Below are 16,745 nucleotides of genomic sequence, written 5' to 3'. Positions count from 1 at the left end.
CTGAAAAGGCTGGAATCCGAGCCGGCCGAGACCGAACTGCAGCGGCTGCAACGAGTTCTGGAGAGCGTGGTGCCGCTCGACGACGAGCGTCTCGCGCTCAACCGCATCTTTCTCTACTTCTACGCCGCGGCGTCGACGACGAGCTCGGCGATCGGGGCGATGCGGTCCCCGACGGCGTCGTAGCGCCCGGCGGACCAGATTGTCGAGGAGGCCATGGTGTCAGCGTGCCACGATGAGGTGGTGGGTGCGCCACCGCTGCCGCGCCCGGTGCTGCTGGAGCAGATCTGGGCCGACGTCACGTTTCTGCACTGGCCGGTCGACCCGGCCGGCGTCGCGGACCTCTTCCCACCCGGCACCCGCCCGGATGTCTTCGACGGCCGCACCTACGTCGGCCTGCTCCCGTTCGTCGTGCGGCACTCCCGACTCGGCACGACAGCCCCGCTTCCGTACTTCGGATCGTTCGCCGAGACCAACGTGCGGCTCTATTCGGTCGACGACGCCGGCAGGCACGGAGTGCTGTTCCGGTCGCTGGAGACCGAACGGTTGGCGGTCGTGCCGCTGACCCGTGTCGGGCTCGGGGTGCCCTACACGTGGGCCGAGATGAGCGTGACCCGCACCGGCGGTGCGGTCTCGTACGCCAGTGTCCGCCGGTGGCCCGGGCGCGGCCTGCGCAACCAGATGACGGTGGACGCCGGAGCACCCGTCGAACCGACGCCGCTGGAGGTCTGGCTCACCGCGCGGTGGGGCGCGCACACCCGCAAGGCCGGCCGCACCTGGTGGGTGCCGATCGCGCACCCGATGTGGGCGCTGCAGGAGGCCGAGATCACCGAGCTGCGTGACGAACTCGTTGCGGCGGCAAGCGTCGAGTGCGCGGGTCCGCCGCTGCGTGCGCTGTACTCGCCCGGGGTGCTGGTGCGGTTCGGACGGCCCGCCCGGTGACTGGCCGTGAGCGTGCTCTCCCGGTAGCTCGGCGAGCCCGGGCAGCTACCGTGACGGCACGCTCGCGAACGCGTCAGGGCCCGGTGTAGCCCGGGGGATTGGCCGAGCACAAGTAGCGGCCCCAGGGATTTACATCGCAAACACTTGAATCGTCATGTGCGGGCCCGCGGACCGCGATTGCGCCCGCAGAAACGGCAGCTTTTACGCAATCGAATGCTCTGCGAAATGCGCCTGTAATGGGAAAACTGCAGAGTCGCGCTCGCGCAGGGTACACGCACATCCGACGGCTCCAACTGCTGTACCAGTGCACATAGTTTCCATTTGCTTGGTCGCGCAGGGTTGACTCAACGTTTCGGACCTTGGGAGATCAAGATGGCGAAAGTCCATGTAGCTCGGCGGATTCCCACTATTGGGGCGACCGCAGCACTGCTGTTCGCTACCGCGTTGAGCGGATGCGGCATCAATACCGACATGTCAGGCGGCGATGGCGAGACGGTCGTGACGGTGGCGGGCTATGGGGGCGTCTACGAGGAGATGGAGTACGACGCCTTCTTCGACGGTTACATGGCCGAGCATCCGGACGTGCGCATCGTCTACGACGAACTGGACATGGCCAAGCTCAAGGCCATGGTCGAGAGCGGAAACCCGACTTGGGACATCTTCCTCGGCGGGCCCGAGTCGAACGATCCAGCCGACATCTTCGAGAAGATCGACTGCGAGAAGGTGCCGTGCTCCGAACTGAAGATGATGGCCGACCACGGCTACTCCGTGCCCTACTACATCTTCTCCACCGTATTGGCCTACCGCGAGGATGCGTTCGGCGGTAAGGCGCCAGAGAACTGGGCCGACTTCTTCGACCTGGAGACGTTCCCGGGCAAGCGTGGACTCTGGAACGCCGTCACTGCCGGAACCCTCGAACCTGCCTTGTTGGCTGACGGCGTGGCACACGAGGACCTCTATCCGCTCGACACCGACCGTGCTTTGGCCAAGCTGGGGTCTATTCGAGACTCCATCGTGTGGTGGGAGAGCGGTGCCCAGTGCGGACAGCTGCTGAGAGACAACGAGGTGGTGATGGCCAACTGTTGGAGCCTCGACGTCGACCGTGCACAAGCCGACGGCGCACCGCTCGGAATTGCGTGGAGCGACAACTTCATGCTTCCCGGTGAGATGTCGATCGTGAAGGGCACCACGCACCGCGACATCGCAATGGACATCATCGCCTATTCCACATCGGCGGAAGTCAACGCCGGGCTGGCGGAATTGGGCCCCTTCACGCCGGCCAACGAAGCCGCGTGGGCGGAGCTTGAACTGTCGCCGGAAAGCAACTTGTCTGCGGCGCACGCCGACACGGCCGCGCCGCATAACGTGGACCGCTGGATCGACTTCAACGCCGAGCGGTTGACCAAGCTTCTCCAGGAATGGATCCTAGGCTGACCCGGGCCGGGAGCCGAACGGGAAGTGACGACGTCGGCGTGACCACAATTCAACGCCGGGATGTCCCGGACGCCGCGCCCGTGCGGATCGCGCGGCGACGACCGAAACTAGCTGTTCTGCTTGTCATCCCGGCTCTGGCGTTCCTCACGGTGTTCTTCTTCTGGCCACTCGTCGCGATGTTGCTGCGTAGCTTCACCGACCCGTCTCCGGCCAACTACGCAGAGCTGCTGAACGGCAGTTTGTACTGGCGCACCCTGGGTCGCACTCTTGTCATCGCCGGGATCGTGTCCGTTACCTGCATCATGCTCGCCTATCCCTATGCCTACCTCATGCGGCTGTCCGGCAGCACGATGCGCAACCTGTTGATGGCCCTGATCCTCCTACCGTTCTGGACCAGCTGGCTGGTACGGACCTTCTCGTGGACGACGATCCTGCAGGACTCAGGCGTGTTGAACACTCTGCTCATCGACCTCGGACTGCTGTCACAACCGTTGCCGCTGATCCGCACCAACTTGGCCGTCGTCATCGGCTTGACCCACATCATGTTGCCGTTCATGGTCTTGCCGATATACGCGGGGATGGTGCGCATCGACCTCGACATGGTCAATGCTGCGCGAGGGTTGGGCGCCTCATCCTTCACTGCGTTCCGCGCCGTGTTCCTGCCATTGAGCATGCCGGGCGTGTTCACAGGCACCGTACTGGTTTTCGTGGTCAGCGCTGGGTTCTACGTCGTGCCGGCGCTACTGGGCGGGCCATCGAGCCAGATGTTCAGCCAGCTTGTCGTCATTTACTTCCGCGAGTTTCTGGACTTCGGATTCGGCAGTGCTCTGGCCGTCGTACTTCTGGTCGCGACGCTCGCAGCGGTCGCCGTTCTGTACCGCACTCCAGTCGTGCGCCGAGCGATGGGATCAGCCGAGAGAAAGTAGGTGAGGAGCGTGGATGTGCGGCCCGGTTGGTTCGTCCGCGTCGTAGTCGGAGCGGTGATCTGCTTCCTTTTCGCGCCGCTAGTTGTGATGGCGGCTACGTCGTTCACAACAAGCAACAGCATGCGATTGCCGACGGACGGGATGTCGCTGCAGTGGTACCGCTCATTCTTCGACAAGCCTACCTGGGTCGACGGTATGACCATCAGCTTCCAAGTGGCCACGACGGTGGCCATCCTCGCCACGGTTCTTGGCACCCTGCTGGCGATCGGCATGTTGACCCGCACGGGTCCGCTATGGGGTGCACTCTCGGTATCGCTGATGTCTCCGCTGATCATCCCGAGCATCGTGGTCGCCGTCGCGCTCTACCTGTTGCTCACCAGGTTGGGACTGGTCGGAACCACCCTGGGGCTCGTGATCGCCCACACGGCGCTCGCGATCCCGTACGTCTACCTGAACGTCAGCACGAGTCTGCGAACGTTCGATCCCAACTTGGCACTTGCGGCGGCGAATTTGGGCGCAAACCCTATGCAGGTGTTCGCGCGGATCCTGCTACCGCTCATCATGCCCGGTGTGCTCGCCGGAGCCGTGTTCGCGTTCATCGTCTCCTGGGACGAGATCGTGGTGGCTACCTTTCTCACCAGCACGCAAGTGCAGACGCTGCCGATGGTGATGTGGGTCGAGATGCGCACCAGGATCGATCCGACCATCGCCGCGGCATCCACGATGCTCACACTGCTGACCGTGGTTCTGCTGGTCATCATCAGCCTGGTCTCCCGAGGTACCCGGCGACGAAGCCGGTAGGTACGCCAGCACGTCGACAACGAATTCACCTGCCGCAACTGAGGAATGACTCCATGGCTTATCTATCCATCGACCGGCTGACCAAGAAGTACGGCGGGTTCGTTGCCGTCGATGATGTCAGCATCGAGCTCCCCAAGGGACACTTCCTGAGCCTGCTGGGTCCATCGGGCTCCGGTAAGACCACGACCTTGAGGGCGGTCGCCGGCTTCCTCACCCCCGACTCGGGTTCGATCCGCGTCGATGGCAAGGACATCACCGACACGCCGCCGCATCACCGCGATATGGGGATGGTCTTCCAGAATTACGCGCTCTTCCCGCACCTCAGCATCGTGAAGAACGTCGAGTTCCCGCTCAGGATGCGACGGGTGCGCGGTGCCGAGGCGCGGCGACGGGCGTCGGCCGCGCTGGAAACCGTCGAGCTCGGTCATCTGGCTGACCGCTTGCCGGCTGAACTGTCGGGCGGCCAGCAGCAGCGTGTGGCACTCGCGCGGGCGATGGTCTTCGAACCGCAGTTGTTGCTGATGGACGAGCCGCTCGGTGCGCTTGACAAGAACCTTCGATCCACGATGCAGCTGGAGATCATCGAACTTGTCCGGCGTCTCGGCGCAACGGTCGTCTATGTCACGCACGACCAGGACGAGGCGCTGTCGATGAGCGACTCAGTGGCGGTGTACGACCGGGGTCGGATCGTGCAGCACGGCACGCCGCAACAGCTTTACGAGCGGCCGGCCAATCTGTTTGTCGCCGAGTTCGTCGGCGAGGCAAACGTCTTTCGAGGGCGCCTTATCCGGCGGACAGGCGGTGCTGTGGTCGAAGCAGGTGGGCACGCCTTGCCGGTCGATCCCGAGGGATGCCAGGCCCGCGACGGTACCGAGGTGGCCGTCGTGATCCGGCCTGAGTCGGTGAGCGTGACGATGGTGAGTGCGATGCAGACACAGGAAGGTCCTTTCCTTGACGGAACCGTCCGCGAGCGCGCGTACCACGGTAAATCGACCACGCTGATCATTGAGTGTGATGACCAGCGGGTCTCGGCCACACTGCCCAGCCGCCAGGTGCCGACCGACCTCGGTATCGGGGCAAAGGCCGCGCTCAGCTGGCAAGTTTCCGACGCGGTCCTTCTGAGGCTGGACGACGGGTGCCGAGCGGACGGTGATGCGTCGCAGCCCACCCCGATACTGCTCGCCGACGTCACCAGCGCCGGGTGATGAGCAGTTCTGAGAGGGGCGACGAGGTCATCGCACAGATGGCTCGAGACCTCAACGAATGTCTGGAGAAGCTGTCTCAACACTCCGCGGAGTGGGTCGCGGAGCACGAGCTCACCTATCGCCAGCTGGTGCCGTTGGAGGCGACGCTGCGTGACAGCGCACTCTGTATGCGTCTTGTGCTCGGCGAGGTCGGCCAGTTGCCGCTGGAGCAGGATGTCATTGCGCATCCCGAACGAGTCGGGGCGCGGAGTGCACGCGCGCGGGTGCCTCTGGAGGCCGTGCTGCGGGTGCTCAGGGCGGACTACCGCTTTCTGTGGGAGGCGATGCTCGATTGGTCGGAAGCACAGGGCCGCGAGGAGTTCGAGTATCTCCTCATGGTCGGCGCCGGCCGCGTCTGGGACGTCATCGACAGCGTGTCGGTGCGCGTGGCCGAGGCTTACCGTGCGAACGACGGCTCAGCGCAGGCGACATTCCGTGGCCGTGAGTTGGCGTTCGTGGAGGCGGTTCTGCGAACGGGACCACTGGTCAGGCACACCTATGACCTCGCGGCGCAACTGGGCTTCTATGCGCCCGGGCAGTACGTCCTGGCAACGATGGGCCCCATTCATCGACCGGACTTCAACGCCGAGCGCTTGCAGGCGCAACTCGCTGCACGGGGGCTCCGCAGCATCTGGGTCCGGACCCACGAGGAGACCGTCGGTGTCATCGCGCTTCGGACCAAGTCCTTCGCTGAGACGCAGGAGTTGATCGCCCAAGCCGCCGATTTCCCGATCGGGCTCGGCCGCGTGGTGACGGATATAGCCGAGCTTGGCGACACCCGATGGCTGGCACAGGCGGCATTGGCAACCCTAGGGTCTGCCGGCGGTCCCCGGCTGGCCGCATTCGACGATCACAAGGTCGATGCGGTTATCTCGAGTGCCCCAGACCTTTGTGGCGTGGTTGCTGACGATTTGCTTCGTCCAATGCTAAATGCCCGCGGCCGCGATGATTTCGAACGACTCTTACAGACGATTGAAGTGCACCTGCAAGGCTCGGGCTCACCGGCCGAGACGGCCACAAAGCTGCACTTGCACCGCAACACCGTGATCAACCGGATACGCCAGTTCGAGGAACTCACCGGCCGCTCGTTGCGGCTGCCGCGCGACATCGTCGAGGTCTACGTAGCACTGCGATCGTGGAAGTTGGCGCATCACAAGGAGGAGAACCGATGACCACGCTCGTGCTCACCGGACGGATCATGTGCGTCTCGGCTCAGGGCGAAGCCAGCACAGTCGTGGTCCGCGACGGTGTGATCGACGCGGTCGGTGGACCGGAGGTCGCGGCCGGCCTGCACGGTGCGGACGTCCGGCGGGTCGATCACGGATCCGCGCTCGTGGTTCCGGGCTTCGTGGACCCACACGTTCATCTCGGACATGTGGCCACCGGATCGCGATACGGAGTGGACTGCCGCGTCCCGGGTATCCAGACGATCGCCGATGTGCTGGACGCCCTCCGTGACGGGCTCACCGAAGGCAATGCTCTCGGTGGGTGGTTGCGTGGTTACGGCAACCTGTTCTTCGACCAGAAACTCGCCGAGCGCAGGCTACCCACCCGCGACGAACTCGATCGGGTCAGCCGCACCCTTCCGATCCAGCTTCAGTGCGGCGGTCATACATCCGTGCTCAATAGCCGGGCGCTGGAACTCGCACGCGTCGAACGATTCCTCGGCGGTGCCGCCGGTGGCTGGGGTGCGCCGGTGGTCGAGGTCGACGAGGACGGGCGGCCGACGGGCGTGGTGGCCGAGATCGATGCCATGCTGCCGGTGCCCGAACTATCGGAAGAGGAACAGCACGCGGCAGTTCGGACGACGTACAGCGAGGAGCTTCTCCGCTTCGGCGTGACAACGATTGGCGAAATGGCCGAGAGCACAGCTGAAGTCGAGATGCTCGACGCTCTGGTGAGCTTAAGAGAGCTCGCTGGTCGGGTCACGGCATACCTCATCGTGCCGAGCGGGCTGCCGCTTGGTGAAGCGGTGCGGTGGGCAAGCGGGTACCGAAGTGCCGCTGGCTCTTCGCGGATGCGTGTTGCAGGACTCAAGATGTTCGCCGATGGCGGATATTCGTCACGTAACGCCGCCACCCGTACCGCCTACGTCGAGGACCATGCTCCGCACCGGCACTACCGCGGCCGACTCAATCTGACTGAGGCGCAACTGCATGACGTGCTGACCCTGGTTCGCGATGCCGACTTGCAGTTGGCGGTGCACGGCAATGGTGCCCGGGCTCAAGACGAAGTTCTCGCCGCCATCGAACATGCGGGGAACCCATTCGGGCACCGGCGAGTTCGGATCGAGCACGCCGGCAACATATTGGGTTGCATCGAAGATCTGGACCGTTGGCGCCGCACCAACGTCATTCCGGTTCTACAGCCGCATTTCTTGCGGAACTTCGTCGCCGACTTCGTCCCCATGCTCCTCGGTGACGTCGCGCTGCACGGCAGGTTGCCGTTGCGGACCATGCTCGACAACGGTGTAGTGCCGGCTGCCAGTTCGGATATCGCACTGGGATACGAGGTGGGTCAATCGAATCCGTTGTTGTCCATTCTCGAGTGTCTGGAACGTCGAAGCTATTACGACCGCATTGTGGAGCCGCAGGAGGCGATTACCTTCGCCGAGGCGTTGCGCCTGCACACCATTGAGGGTGCTAGGGCGCTGGGAATCGACGATCTCGTTGGGTCGGTCGAGCCAGGTAAGCGTGCGGATCTGGTCGTCCTCGACCGGGACCCGACCACAGACCCGATACGGATGCTGCGCGAGACGGCTGTCGCAGAGGTGTACGTCGACGGCGACCTAGTCCACTCAGCGTGATTCACATCGCTTGTGCACCATCACACGGGTCCTCGCCGAATGCTGTGCCCGTGCATCTCGATGTGATGCGACTGTGTTCCTAGATTCGAAGCCACACCATGAGCGAAGGAAACTTACATGCGATTCGACAGTGGATTGCTGGTGCATTCCGGTGACGTGTCCAACTACCCACCCATCGACGAATGGCGTGGGACCCTCCTGATGATGGAGGCAGCGGGCTTCACCGGAGTCTGGGTCGCTGAGCATCACTTCTTCTGGGATGGCTGGCTGCAGCCGACGCCGACCAACCCCGTGATGTTCGGTGCGTTTGCCGCAAGCCTGACCGAGCGACTCCGTATCGGGCAGTGCGGCGTATGTCTTCCCGACTGGCATCCCATCCGAGTCGCAGAGGATGTCGCTACCCTCGACCACATGACCGGGGGTCGTGTCGATTTCGGGATGATCCGTGGCCTCAACAGCCGGGTCAACGGAAACTTCAACGCGGACGCAGATCGTCGCGACGGCGGACGTGTTCATGCGTTGTTCTGGGAGTCCTATGATGTGATCCGCAACGCGTGGGGCCCGAAACCGCTGCGGCACAGAGGTCAGTTCTACCAGTTCCCCGTTGCGGGCTGGTTCGACCAGTCCGTGAACCCCGACAGTTTCGATCCTGATCACTACACCGCCGACGGTGAACTGGTCGGCCTGAGCGTACTGCCCAAGCCCTTTCAGCAGCCCAACCCACCGTCATACGTCATGGCCGACTCCGCCAGTTCGACGGTCGCCGCCGCAGAGAGGGGGCTAGGCGTGATCTCCTTCGCCCAGACGTTGGGCTTGAGCACCAGCGTATTGAAACGTTACCGTGAGAGTTTCGTACCCGGCGCGATGCGGGAGCCCAGCTTCGGAGTGATGCGTCCGACGTTTGTCGCACGGACATCGGCCGAAGCCGAAGCCGTTCTGCGCCCATCGGTCAACGAGCTGATGCGGAAAATATCGGGCGGTTACTCCTCGGTCTGGAGCAGCCGGGAAGCGTTTCTGGCGCCCGGCGACGAACTGACCCAGTGGGACCGGGAAGCTGACTGGTACGACTTCCTCGTATCGCGGCAGTGGTGCTTCGTCGGCACTCCCGACGAAGTCGTCGAGCAGATCCAGCGCTACGAGGACGCCGGCATCAAGCACGTGGTGGGCTACTGGGCGCTGCCTTTCGTAACCTACGAGCAGATGATGGCCAGTCAGAGGCTGCTCGCTGATCAAGTCATGCCGCACTTCGGAGGGGGGCAGTGAATCATGCAGGGAGACACGACTAACCGTTCCCGCTACTTTCACGCATGGGAGCGAGCCTGGAACCAAGGCGACGTGGTGGCGTTCGACGAGGTGATGGCGCGTGACTATGTCCGGCACTCCAGCCGGCATGCGGTGCTGGGCGACAGGATGAGCCTGGACGATCTGCAGCAGTCCATTCTCGACCTGCGGCGGGCGTTCCCCGACGCGGTCACCGAGATTACAGAGGTGGTCGGCGACGACGATCGGTTCGGGTTTCGTTGGCGGACCACAGGGCGACAAGCCGGAACGTTCCTCGAGGTGCCCGCGACGGGGCGCCGAGTCGACGTTTGTGGGTTCACCAGCTGCCGGTTCTCCGGAGGTCTCGTCGTGGAGGAATGGGTGTCTTACGATGCCCGGGATCTTTTGGAGGCATTGGGGGTCAGCTCGCTGAATGTGCAAACGCCGGCCAACGCGGTGCGTGTGTCGGCAGACGATCTACGTGCTGCGCACCGCAACTTCATCACCGGAGTGACCGTCGTGACGGCGGCTGATGACACTGAGCAACGAGGTCTGCTGGTGAACGCGTTCACCAGCATTTCGCTTGAACCGCCGCTCGTTTTGGTCTGCGTCGCACACGATTCCGCCAGCCATGGCGTCCTGATGCGAGCCGGCTACTTTGCAGTCAACGTCCTCGCCGCAGACCAGGAGGAGGTTGCGATGCGCTTCGCGTCCAAATTGCCGGACAAATTTGAAGGCGTCAACTGGACACCAGGATTGGGCGGCGCGCCGGTGCTGGACGGATCTGCTGCGGTGTTCGAACTTGTGACACGCGACCGGGTCAGCGCGTCGACACACACCATGTTCGTCGGCGAGGTGCTGGCGGTGTCACATCATCAGACTGACGCACTGATCAACCACGGCGGGCGCTTTGTCAGCTCCGGCCAGCTTCGTCCCAATACCCACGCCTGATCGCATCTCCACGAGGAGTCGCTACATGACCGAGCCCGCCCAAATAGTCATCAGTAACATTGCGGATATCGCTGAGGTTCCTATCCACGGATACACCAACGATTCCGATTCAGGTTGGACCCGTGAATTGATCAGCCACAAGATCAACGGGTCACCGGATCTGTGCGTATTTCGGTTCCGCATGGAGCCACACTCTTACCACCCGCTGCATCGGCATCCCAATATGGGGGAGTTGTACTACATCCTCGAAGGTAGCTGCGAACTTCGTGTCGGCGACCGCACACAGATGGTCACAGCCGGTACCGCCGTCTATACCCCCGTGGGGGTCCCACATAGCGCCCGCACCTTCGATGAAGGCGTGGCGATCCTGATCGTCTTCCCTGAGGGCGTGTTCGAAAAGATCGCGAAGGAGTTCATAGACGGGGGCGACTAACTCTTTTGGTAGCCCGGGGGATTGGCCGAGTCCACCCAGAAGTCCACGCCGAGGTCGGAACCGGGTACGCAGTCGTACACCGACAGATCGGTGACCCCGTTCTCCAGCAGCACGTCCTCGCACAGCAGCGTGTTGCCGGTGTAGCTCGACGGCTTGGTCAGGACCGCGTACGCCGCATCGGAATACACCTCGGGCTTGCGCGACCGCGCCATCGACTCGTCGCCGCCCAGCAGGTTCTGTACGGCGGCGGTGGCCACCATGGTGCGGGGCCACAGGGTGTTCGAGGCGATGCCCGCATCCCGCAGTTCTTCGGCGATTCCCAACGCGCACAACGTCATCCCGAACTTCGCCATCATGTACGGGGTGGGCCGCAGCCACTTGGACTCCAACAGCACCGGCGGGGAGAGCGTCAGGATGTGCGGGTTGTCGCGGCCCTTCATGTGCGGGATGCAGGCCTGCGACACCGCGTAGGTGCCGCGCACCTGGATGCCGTTCATTAGATCGAAGCGCTTGAGCGGTACCTCCTCGATCGAGCCGAGGTTGATGGCCGAGGCGTTGTTGACGCAGATGTCGATGCCGCCGAACTGCTCGACGGCCGCGGCCACCGCAGCGGCCACCGAATCCCCGTCGCGCACGTCACCGACGATCGGCAACGCCTGACCGCCGGCCTCCTCGATCTCCCTGGCCGCGGTGTAGACGGTGCCGGGCAGCTTCGGGTGCGGCTCGGCGGTCTTGGCCACCAGCGCGATGTTGGCGCCGTCGGCCGCCGCCCGTTTGGCGATGGCCAGCCCGATACCGCGGCTGGCGCCCGAAATGAACATGGTCTTCCCGGCAAGCGACATGGGGCCCACCCTAGAGCGCGCAGATGTCGGCGGTGACGGCATTGGTCAGGCGCACCAGGTCATGCGGATCCAGCGCGATGTCCCAGCCGCGTTTGCCGGCGCTGCACAGCACCCGGTCCCACCGCAGCGCCGACGAGTCGACGACGGTGGGCAGAGCCCGGCGCTGGCCGAGCGGGGAGATGCCGCCCACGACGTACCCGGACGAGCGCTGCGCGTCGGCCGGGTCGGCCATCGTCGCCTTCGCCGCGCCCAGCGCCGCGGCGGCGGCCTTCAGCGACAGCTTCGACGGCACCGGCAGCACCGCGACACCCAGCCCCTTGGGCAGCGCGACCACCAGCGTCTTGAGGATCTGGGCGGGTTCGAGCCCATTTGACGTCGCGAGTTCGTCGACCGCTTCCTCACCGAAGGACTCGCTGCGGGGATCGTGCCGGTACTGGAAGACCTCATGGGGGATGCCCGCAGCCACCAGAGCCGCGATCGCCGGTGTCGCTGCACGTGCCACCGGCACAGCCTAGGGCCGGTGTGGGAACAACCGCCCCGGTGACCGCTGTTGTTCACAGCAGCTCTGACGGGCCTCCTGCCCGCTCAGCGGCTGTAGTCGGTGTCAGCCTTTAGGATCGTCAGAAGGGGATTGAAGGTGCCAGTGTTGGCCATGGAAGCCCCATCGAGTCCGGTGCGACCACTGGACGTGATCGGCGGCGCCGCTACAGAAGGGACGGTGTTCCCCAGGATGACAGACACGAGTGGGTCGGCCACGGAGGCGACCCTCGACGCAGAAGACCCAACCCGCGAGGAGACCGACGCCGAGCTGACGGCCCGGTTCGAGCGTGACGCCATCCCGCTGCTCGACCAGCTCTACGGCGGCGCGCTGCGCATGACGCGCAATCCGGCCGACGCCGAGGATCTGCTGCAGGAGACGATGGTCAAGGCCTACTCCGGTTTCCGCTCGTTCCGGGCGGGCACCAATCTCAAGGCCTGGCTGTACCGGATCCTGACCAACACCTACATCAACAGCTACCGCAAGAAGCAGCGCCAACCGTCGGAGTACCCGACCGAGGAGATCACCGACTGGCAGCTGGCGGCCAACGCCGAGCACTCGTCGACGGGGCTGCGGTCGGCCGAGGTGGAAGCACTCGAATCGCTTCCGGACAGTGAGATCAAGGAAGCGCTGCAGGCGCTTCCCGAGGACTTCCGGATGGCGGTCTACTACGCCGACGTCGAAGGATTCCCGTACAAGGAGATCGCCGAGATCATGGACACGCCGATCGGAACGGTGATGTCGCGGCTGCACCGCGGCAGACGCCAACTGCGGGAGTTGTTGGCCGACGTGGCCCGCGACCGCGGATTCATCCGGGGTGAGCAGTTCGACGCGCCGGAGGAGGTCACGTCATGAGCGACATCGAGAACCCCGAGGATCGCTGGCGCCCGCCGGTCGGGCCCGTCGATCCCGAGCACCCCGAATGCGCTGCGGTGATCGCCGAGGTGTGGACGCTGCTCGACGGCGAATGCACCCCCGAAACCCGGGACAAGCTGCGCCATCACCTCGAGGAGTGCCCGTCCTGCCTGCGGCATTACGGCATCGAGGAGCGGGTCAAGCGGCTGATCGCCACCAAGTGCAGCGGTGAGCGGGCTCCCGAGGGGTTGCGCGAACGGTTGCGCATCCAGATCAGCCGGACCACGATCATCCGGAACAGCTGAGCCTGGGCGCCACCCCGGAACGACGACCGCCCGGCCTCTGACGAGTACCGGGCGGAACGTGGTGGCGAACGGTCAGGAGTTGGGCCGCTTGCCGTGGTTGGCCTTCGAATGCTTACGGTCGCGCTTTTTACGGCCACGCTTGGCCATGGTGTACCTCCGGTAGTCGATCGGGTCTTGACGGGAACCGCCCCGCAGTGCGGGACGCGTTGAACCCATTGTCGCACGCGTCGGCGACACCGTTGCCGCCGCGGGCTGTGACCGGCGACATCTCACAGGCCGTGTGGTTCGATAGACCGGTCAAAGCACCAGTGGAAGTGAGTGGGGTGAAGATGGCCGAGGATGTTCGCGCGGAAATCGTGGCCAGTGTGCTCGAGGTCGTGGTTCACGAAGGCGATCAGATCGGTGAAGGCGACACCCTGGTGCTGCTCGAGTCGATGAAGATGGAGATCCCGGTGCTCGCCGAGGTCGCAGGCACCGTCAGCAAGGTCAGTGTGTCCGTCGGCGACGTCATCCAGGCCGGCGATCTGATCGCGGTCATCAGCTAGCGCCGGTCCGGCCGGGTCGTTTTGCTCCTCACTTGTCGACCGATATCGCAGACGTAAGCCATGTCCACCCTCGGTGACCTGCTCGCCGAGCACACCGTGCTGCCCGGCAACGCGGTGGATCATTTGCACGCCGTGGTGGGTGAGTGGCAGTTGCTGGCGGATCTCTCGTTCGCCGACTACCTGATGTGGGTGCGCCGCGACGACGGCGCGCTGGTGTGTGTCGCGCAGGTCCGCCCGAACACCGCCCCGACCGTGCTGCTCGCCGACGCGGTCGGCAGCCTGGCCGAACCCGAGGACATCCCGATCGTGGCCGCGGCGTTCCGGTCCGGTGACATCGGGCGCGTCACCGTGGACAGTGAGCGCGGTGCGCCGGGGCTCGACGTCGAGGCCGTGCCCGTGCGCCACGGCAACGACGTGGTCGCGGTGCTGACGCATCAGACGTCACAGGCGCCGCGGCAGGTCAGCCCGCTGGAAGCGGCGTACGTCGAGTGCGCACGCGACTTGCTGCAGATGCTCTCCGAAGGCACCTTCCCCAACGTGGGCGACCTCGCGATGTCGCGGTCCAGCCCCCGCGTCGGCGACGGCTTCATCCGGCTGGACGAGGCGGGTGTGGTCACGTTCGCCAGCCCGAACGCGATCTCGGCGTATCACCGGATGGGCCTGACCGCCGAGCTGGAGGGCCACGACCTCGTCAGCGTCACCCGCCCGTTGATCTCGGATCCGTTCGAGGCGCAGGAACTGGCCAATCACGTCCGTGATTCGCTCGCCGGCGGCTCGAGCATGCGGATGGAGGTGGACGCCGGGGGAGCCACCGTTCTGCTGCGCACGCTGCCGCTGGAGGCGCATGGAGTGGCCATGGGCGCCGCCGTGCTCATCCGCGACGTCACCGAGGTCAAGCGCCGGGATCGCGCACTGCTGTCCAAGGACGCGACGATCCGCGAGATCCACCACCGCGTGAAGAACAACCTGCAGACCGTGGCGGCGCTGCTGCGCCTGCAGGCGCGCCGGACGAACAATCCGGAGGGGCGCGAGGCGCTGATGGAGTCCGTGCGCCGGGTCTCGTCGATCGCGCTGGTGCACGACGCGCTATCGATGTCCGTCGACGAGGAGGTCAACCTCGACGAGGTGATCGACCGCATCCTGCCGATCATGAACGACGTTGCCGCAGTGGACTATCCGATCCGGATCAACCGCATCGGCGAGCTCGGCGTGCTCGACGCCGACCGCGCCACCGCGCTGATCATGGTCATCACCGAACTGGTCCAGAACGCGATCGAGCACGCCTTCGACGCGACCGCGCCGCAGGGCTGCGTGACGATTCGGGCGCAGCGCTCCGCGCGCTGGCTCGACGTGGTGGTCCACGACGACGGTCGCGGGCTGCCGGACGGCTTCAGTCTGGAGAAGTCCGACCGGCTCGGCCTGCAGATCGTGCGCACCCTCGTCGCGGCGGAGCTGGACGGCTCACTCGGTATGCACAACGCGGCCGCCGGGGGCACCGATGTGATTCTGCGAGTGCCGATCGGCAGACGGGTCCGAGTCAGCCAATACTGACGCGGCGTGCCATTTTTGTTAAGTGCGGGGAATTCAATTCAATTGATTGCACAAAGTTACGGCCCCGACATTTGTCGGGGCCGTCGCTGTGTATGCCGGGAAAGGCTCAGACTCCGGTGCGGGCCTTCGTCCGGGCGTTGCGACGCTTGAGTGCGCGACGCTCGTCCTCGCTCATCCCGCCCCACACGCCGGCATCCTGTCCGGACTCCAAAGCCCAGCTCAGGCACTCTGCGGTCACCGGGCAGCGGTTGCACACGAGCTTCGCGTCAGCAATCTGGGCGAGCGCCGGGCCGCTGTTTCCGACCGGGAAGAACAGTTCCGGATCCTCGTCACGACAGACCGCCTTGTGGCGCCAATCCATAAGATCAAACTCCTCGTCAATGTGTTCATCTGTGCGCAGCAGGACGCACGGGCTTTACTTCGGCTGTTAACGCAAGCGCACCAAATGTTTCTGCGCTGTTGCACACGATGCTTTCACAGGCTGAACAGATGTCAATAGAACTTCGTTAACTCGTGGGCTATCTCACTACGGAGGACCGTTCGCCGGCCCCTAACTCCGTTGTACTAGGCTCTACCCACCTGCGCCCTAAATCATGCGCGCCTATTTCGTCACAGCGCCTGTCTGCGCAGCTCAAGGGCGATCAGCGGCCCATTTTCGGTAGCGGCGCGACCACCCGCAGAGCGTTCGGCACCGCCGTGAACCGCATGGTTTCGCGCTCCCCGACGTAATCTCCGTCGATCTGGCACGCGACCGGTGCGTCGCTCGTCACCTGCAGCCACGGCAGGTCGTCGTCGCGGACCAGATGCCGGGCCGTCAACTTCGGTTCGCGGGAGATCATCTGCCGCACCAGGCCCAGATTCGCCCAGACGTTCATGCTCGTCGTCGCGAACACCCCCAGCCCCGTCTCGAACGTCGTGTCCGGGTTGGTCCAGACCGGGCGGGCGTTGGCGTAGGTCCACGGGCTGGAGTTCGACACGAACGCGAAATGGACGCCGGCAACGGGCTCCCGGTCGGGCAGGTGCAGCGTCAGGGTCGGCTCCTTGCGTGCGCTGGCCAGCACTTCCCGGATCGCCACCCGGATGTAGCGCGACGCGGTGACCCTGCGGCCCCGCGCCCGCTGCGCCTCGACCGCGGCGACGACATCGCCGTCGACGCCCATCCCGGCGGTGAACACCGCCCAGCGCTCCTGACAGTCCATCAGCCCGATGCGACGCCAGGCCCCGCCGCGCCGGTATCCGCCGAGCAGGTCGACGAGCTGGTTGGTGGCCTCGATCGGGTCGGCGCTGATGCCCAGCGCGCGGGCGAACACGTTGG

The 16,745-nt window shown here is 64.8% G+C and carries 19 protein-coding genes and 1 pseudogene; 15 read left to right on the top strand and 5 right to left on the bottom strand.

Translation table 11 applies throughout. The features are described 5' to 3' along the window. The 11 genes and pseudogenes from ASJ79_RS32995 to ASJ79_RS30625 form a co-directional block, all read left to right on the top strand. Positions 1-183, top strand: a pseudogene (locus ASJ79_RS32995) (hypothetical protein); the annotation flags it as partial. A 33-nt stretch (positions 184-216) separates the two neighbouring features. Further along, the gene (locus ASJ79_RS02275; protein ID WP_231750686.1) at positions 217-939 is read left to right on the top strand and encodes a YqjF family protein; all 723 of its coding nucleotides are present in this window, start codon (positions 217-219) and stop codon (positions 937-939) included. A gap of 372 nt (positions 940-1,311) precedes the next feature. Beyond that, positions 1,312-2,373 (top strand): extracellular solute-binding protein, encoded by a 1,062-nt coding sequence (locus ASJ79_RS02270; RefSeq protein ID WP_082753620.1) that lies wholly within the window; start codon positions 1,312-1,314, stop codon positions 2,371-2,373. Positions 2,374-2,411: 38 nt separating this feature from the next. Next, positions 2,412-3,299 (top strand): ABC transporter permease, encoded by an 888-nt coding sequence (locus ASJ79_RS02265; protein ID WP_197420044.1) that lies wholly within the window; start codon positions 2,412-2,414, stop codon positions 3,297-3,299. A 9-nt stretch (positions 3,300-3,308) separates the two neighbouring features. Then, entirely contained in the window at positions 3,309-4,100 is a 792-nt protein-coding gene (locus tag ASJ79_RS02260; protein ID WP_067952808.1) for an ABC transporter permease, read from the top strand. Positions 4,101-4,153: 53 nt separating this feature from the next. After that, complete coding sequence (locus ASJ79_RS02255; RefSeq protein ID WP_067952806.1) at positions 4,154-5,305, top strand: ABC transporter ATP-binding protein; 1,152 nt, start codon at positions 4,154-4,156, stop codon at positions 5,303-5,305. Next, positions 5,305-6,516, top strand: coding sequence for a CdaR family transcriptional regulator (locus ASJ79_RS02250; protein WP_156448249.1), 1,212 nt, complete (start codon positions 5,305-5,307; stop codon positions 6,514-6,516). The genes ASJ79_RS02255 and ASJ79_RS02250 overlap by 1 nt, the downstream gene beginning before the upstream one ends. Further along, positions 6,513-8,150 carry an amidohydrolase gene (locus ASJ79_RS02245; RefSeq protein WP_067952802.1) on the top strand — a complete coding sequence of 546 codons (1,638 nt, stop codon included), beginning with the start codon at positions 6,513-6,515 and terminating at the stop codon, positions 8,148-8,150. The genes ASJ79_RS02250 and ASJ79_RS02245 overlap by 4 nt, the downstream gene beginning before the upstream one ends. 117 nt (positions 8,151-8,267) lie before the next feature. Further along, positions 8,268-9,413, top strand: a complete 1,146-nt coding sequence (locus tag ASJ79_RS02240; protein ID WP_067952800.1) for an LLM class flavin-dependent oxidoreductase — start codon at positions 8,268-8,270, stop codon at positions 9,411-9,413. Between the two features lie 3 nt (positions 9,414-9,416). Beyond that, complete coding sequence (locus ASJ79_RS02235; RefSeq protein WP_082753617.1) at positions 9,417-10,361, top strand: flavin reductase; 945 nt, start codon at positions 9,417-9,419, stop codon at positions 10,359-10,361. Positions 10,362-10,386: 25 nt separating this feature from the next. After that, the gene (locus tag ASJ79_RS30625; RefSeq protein ID WP_082753616.1) at positions 10,387-10,794 is read left to right on the top strand and encodes a cupin domain-containing protein; all 408 of its coding nucleotides are present in this window, start codon (positions 10,387-10,389) and stop codon (positions 10,792-10,794) included. Here the strand turns inward: ASJ79_RS30625 and ASJ79_RS02225 are convergent. Together ASJ79_RS02225 and ybaK are read right to left on the bottom strand one after the other, a co-directional pair. Further along, on the bottom strand, positions 10,791-11,636 hold the full coding sequence (locus tag ASJ79_RS02225) for an NAD(P)-dependent oxidoreductase (RefSeq protein ID WP_067952793.1): 846 nt from the start codon (positions 11,634-11,636) through the stop codon (positions 10,791-10,793). The genes ASJ79_RS30625 and ASJ79_RS02225 overlap by 4 nt on opposite strands. A 10-nt stretch (positions 11,637-11,646) precedes the next feature. Further along, positions 11,647-12,138, bottom strand: coding sequence for a Cys-tRNA(Pro) deacylase (gene ybaK, locus ASJ79_RS02220; protein WP_067952814.1), 492 nt, complete (start codon positions 12,136-12,138; stop codon positions 11,647-11,649). 228 nt (positions 12,139-12,366) lie between these two features. Between ybaK and ASJ79_RS02215 the strand changes: the two genes are divergently transcribed. Continuing rightward, positions 12,367-13,029, top strand: a complete 663-nt coding sequence (locus ASJ79_RS02215; protein WP_197420042.1) for a sigma-70 family RNA polymerase sigma factor — start codon at positions 12,367-12,369, stop codon at positions 13,027-13,029. Continuing rightward, positions 13,026-13,334 (top strand): mycothiol system anti-sigma-R factor, encoded by a 309-nt coding sequence (rsrA, locus tag ASJ79_RS02210; protein ID WP_067952790.1) that lies wholly within the window; start codon positions 13,026-13,028, stop codon positions 13,332-13,334. The genes ASJ79_RS02215 and rsrA overlap by 4 nt, the downstream gene beginning before the upstream one ends. Before the next feature lie 72 nt (positions 13,335-13,406). On the opposite strand, the gene ASJ79_RS34915 is transcribed toward rsrA, so the two are convergent. Further along, entirely contained in the window at positions 13,407-13,481 is a 75-nt protein-coding gene (locus ASJ79_RS34915) for a 50S ribosomal protein bL37 (protein WP_085976515.1), read from the bottom strand. 182 nt (positions 13,482-13,663) lie between these two features. On the opposite strand from ASJ79_RS34915, the gene ASJ79_RS02205 reads away from it, so the two are divergent. Then, positions 13,664-13,879, top strand: coding sequence for a biotin/lipoyl-binding carrier protein (locus tag ASJ79_RS02205; RefSeq protein ID WP_006245864.1), 216 nt, complete (start codon positions 13,664-13,666; stop codon positions 13,877-13,879). 60 nt (positions 13,880-13,939) lie between these two features. Continuing rightward, complete coding sequence (locus tag ASJ79_RS02200; RefSeq protein WP_067952788.1) at positions 13,940-15,430, top strand: sensor histidine kinase; 1,491 nt, start codon at positions 13,940-13,942, stop codon at positions 15,428-15,430. 106 nt (positions 15,431-15,536) lie between these two features. Here ASJ79_RS02200 and whiB1 read toward each other — a convergent pair whose 3' ends face one another. Together whiB1 and ASJ79_RS02190 are read right to left on the bottom strand one after the other, a co-directional pair. Next, positions 15,537-15,791, bottom strand: coding sequence for a transcriptional regulator WhiB1 (gene whiB1 / locus ASJ79_RS02195; RefSeq protein WP_003929142.1), 255 nt, complete (start codon positions 15,789-15,791; stop codon positions 15,537-15,539). Positions 15,792-16,071: 280 nt separating this feature from the next. Then, positions 16,072-16,745 (bottom strand): diacylglycerol kinase family protein (locus ASJ79_RS02190; protein WP_067952786.1); only part of this gene is annotated, 674 nt, incomplete at its 5' end.

The sequence above is a fragment of the Mycobacterium sp. NAZ190054 genome, assembly GCF_001545925.1.
Lineage (GTDB): Bacteria > Actinomycetota > Actinomycetes > Mycobacteriales > Mycobacteriaceae > Mycobacterium.
The sequence above is the reverse complement of the archived record's forward strand: the minus strand, read 5'-3'. Positions and strand labels throughout refer to the sequence as shown.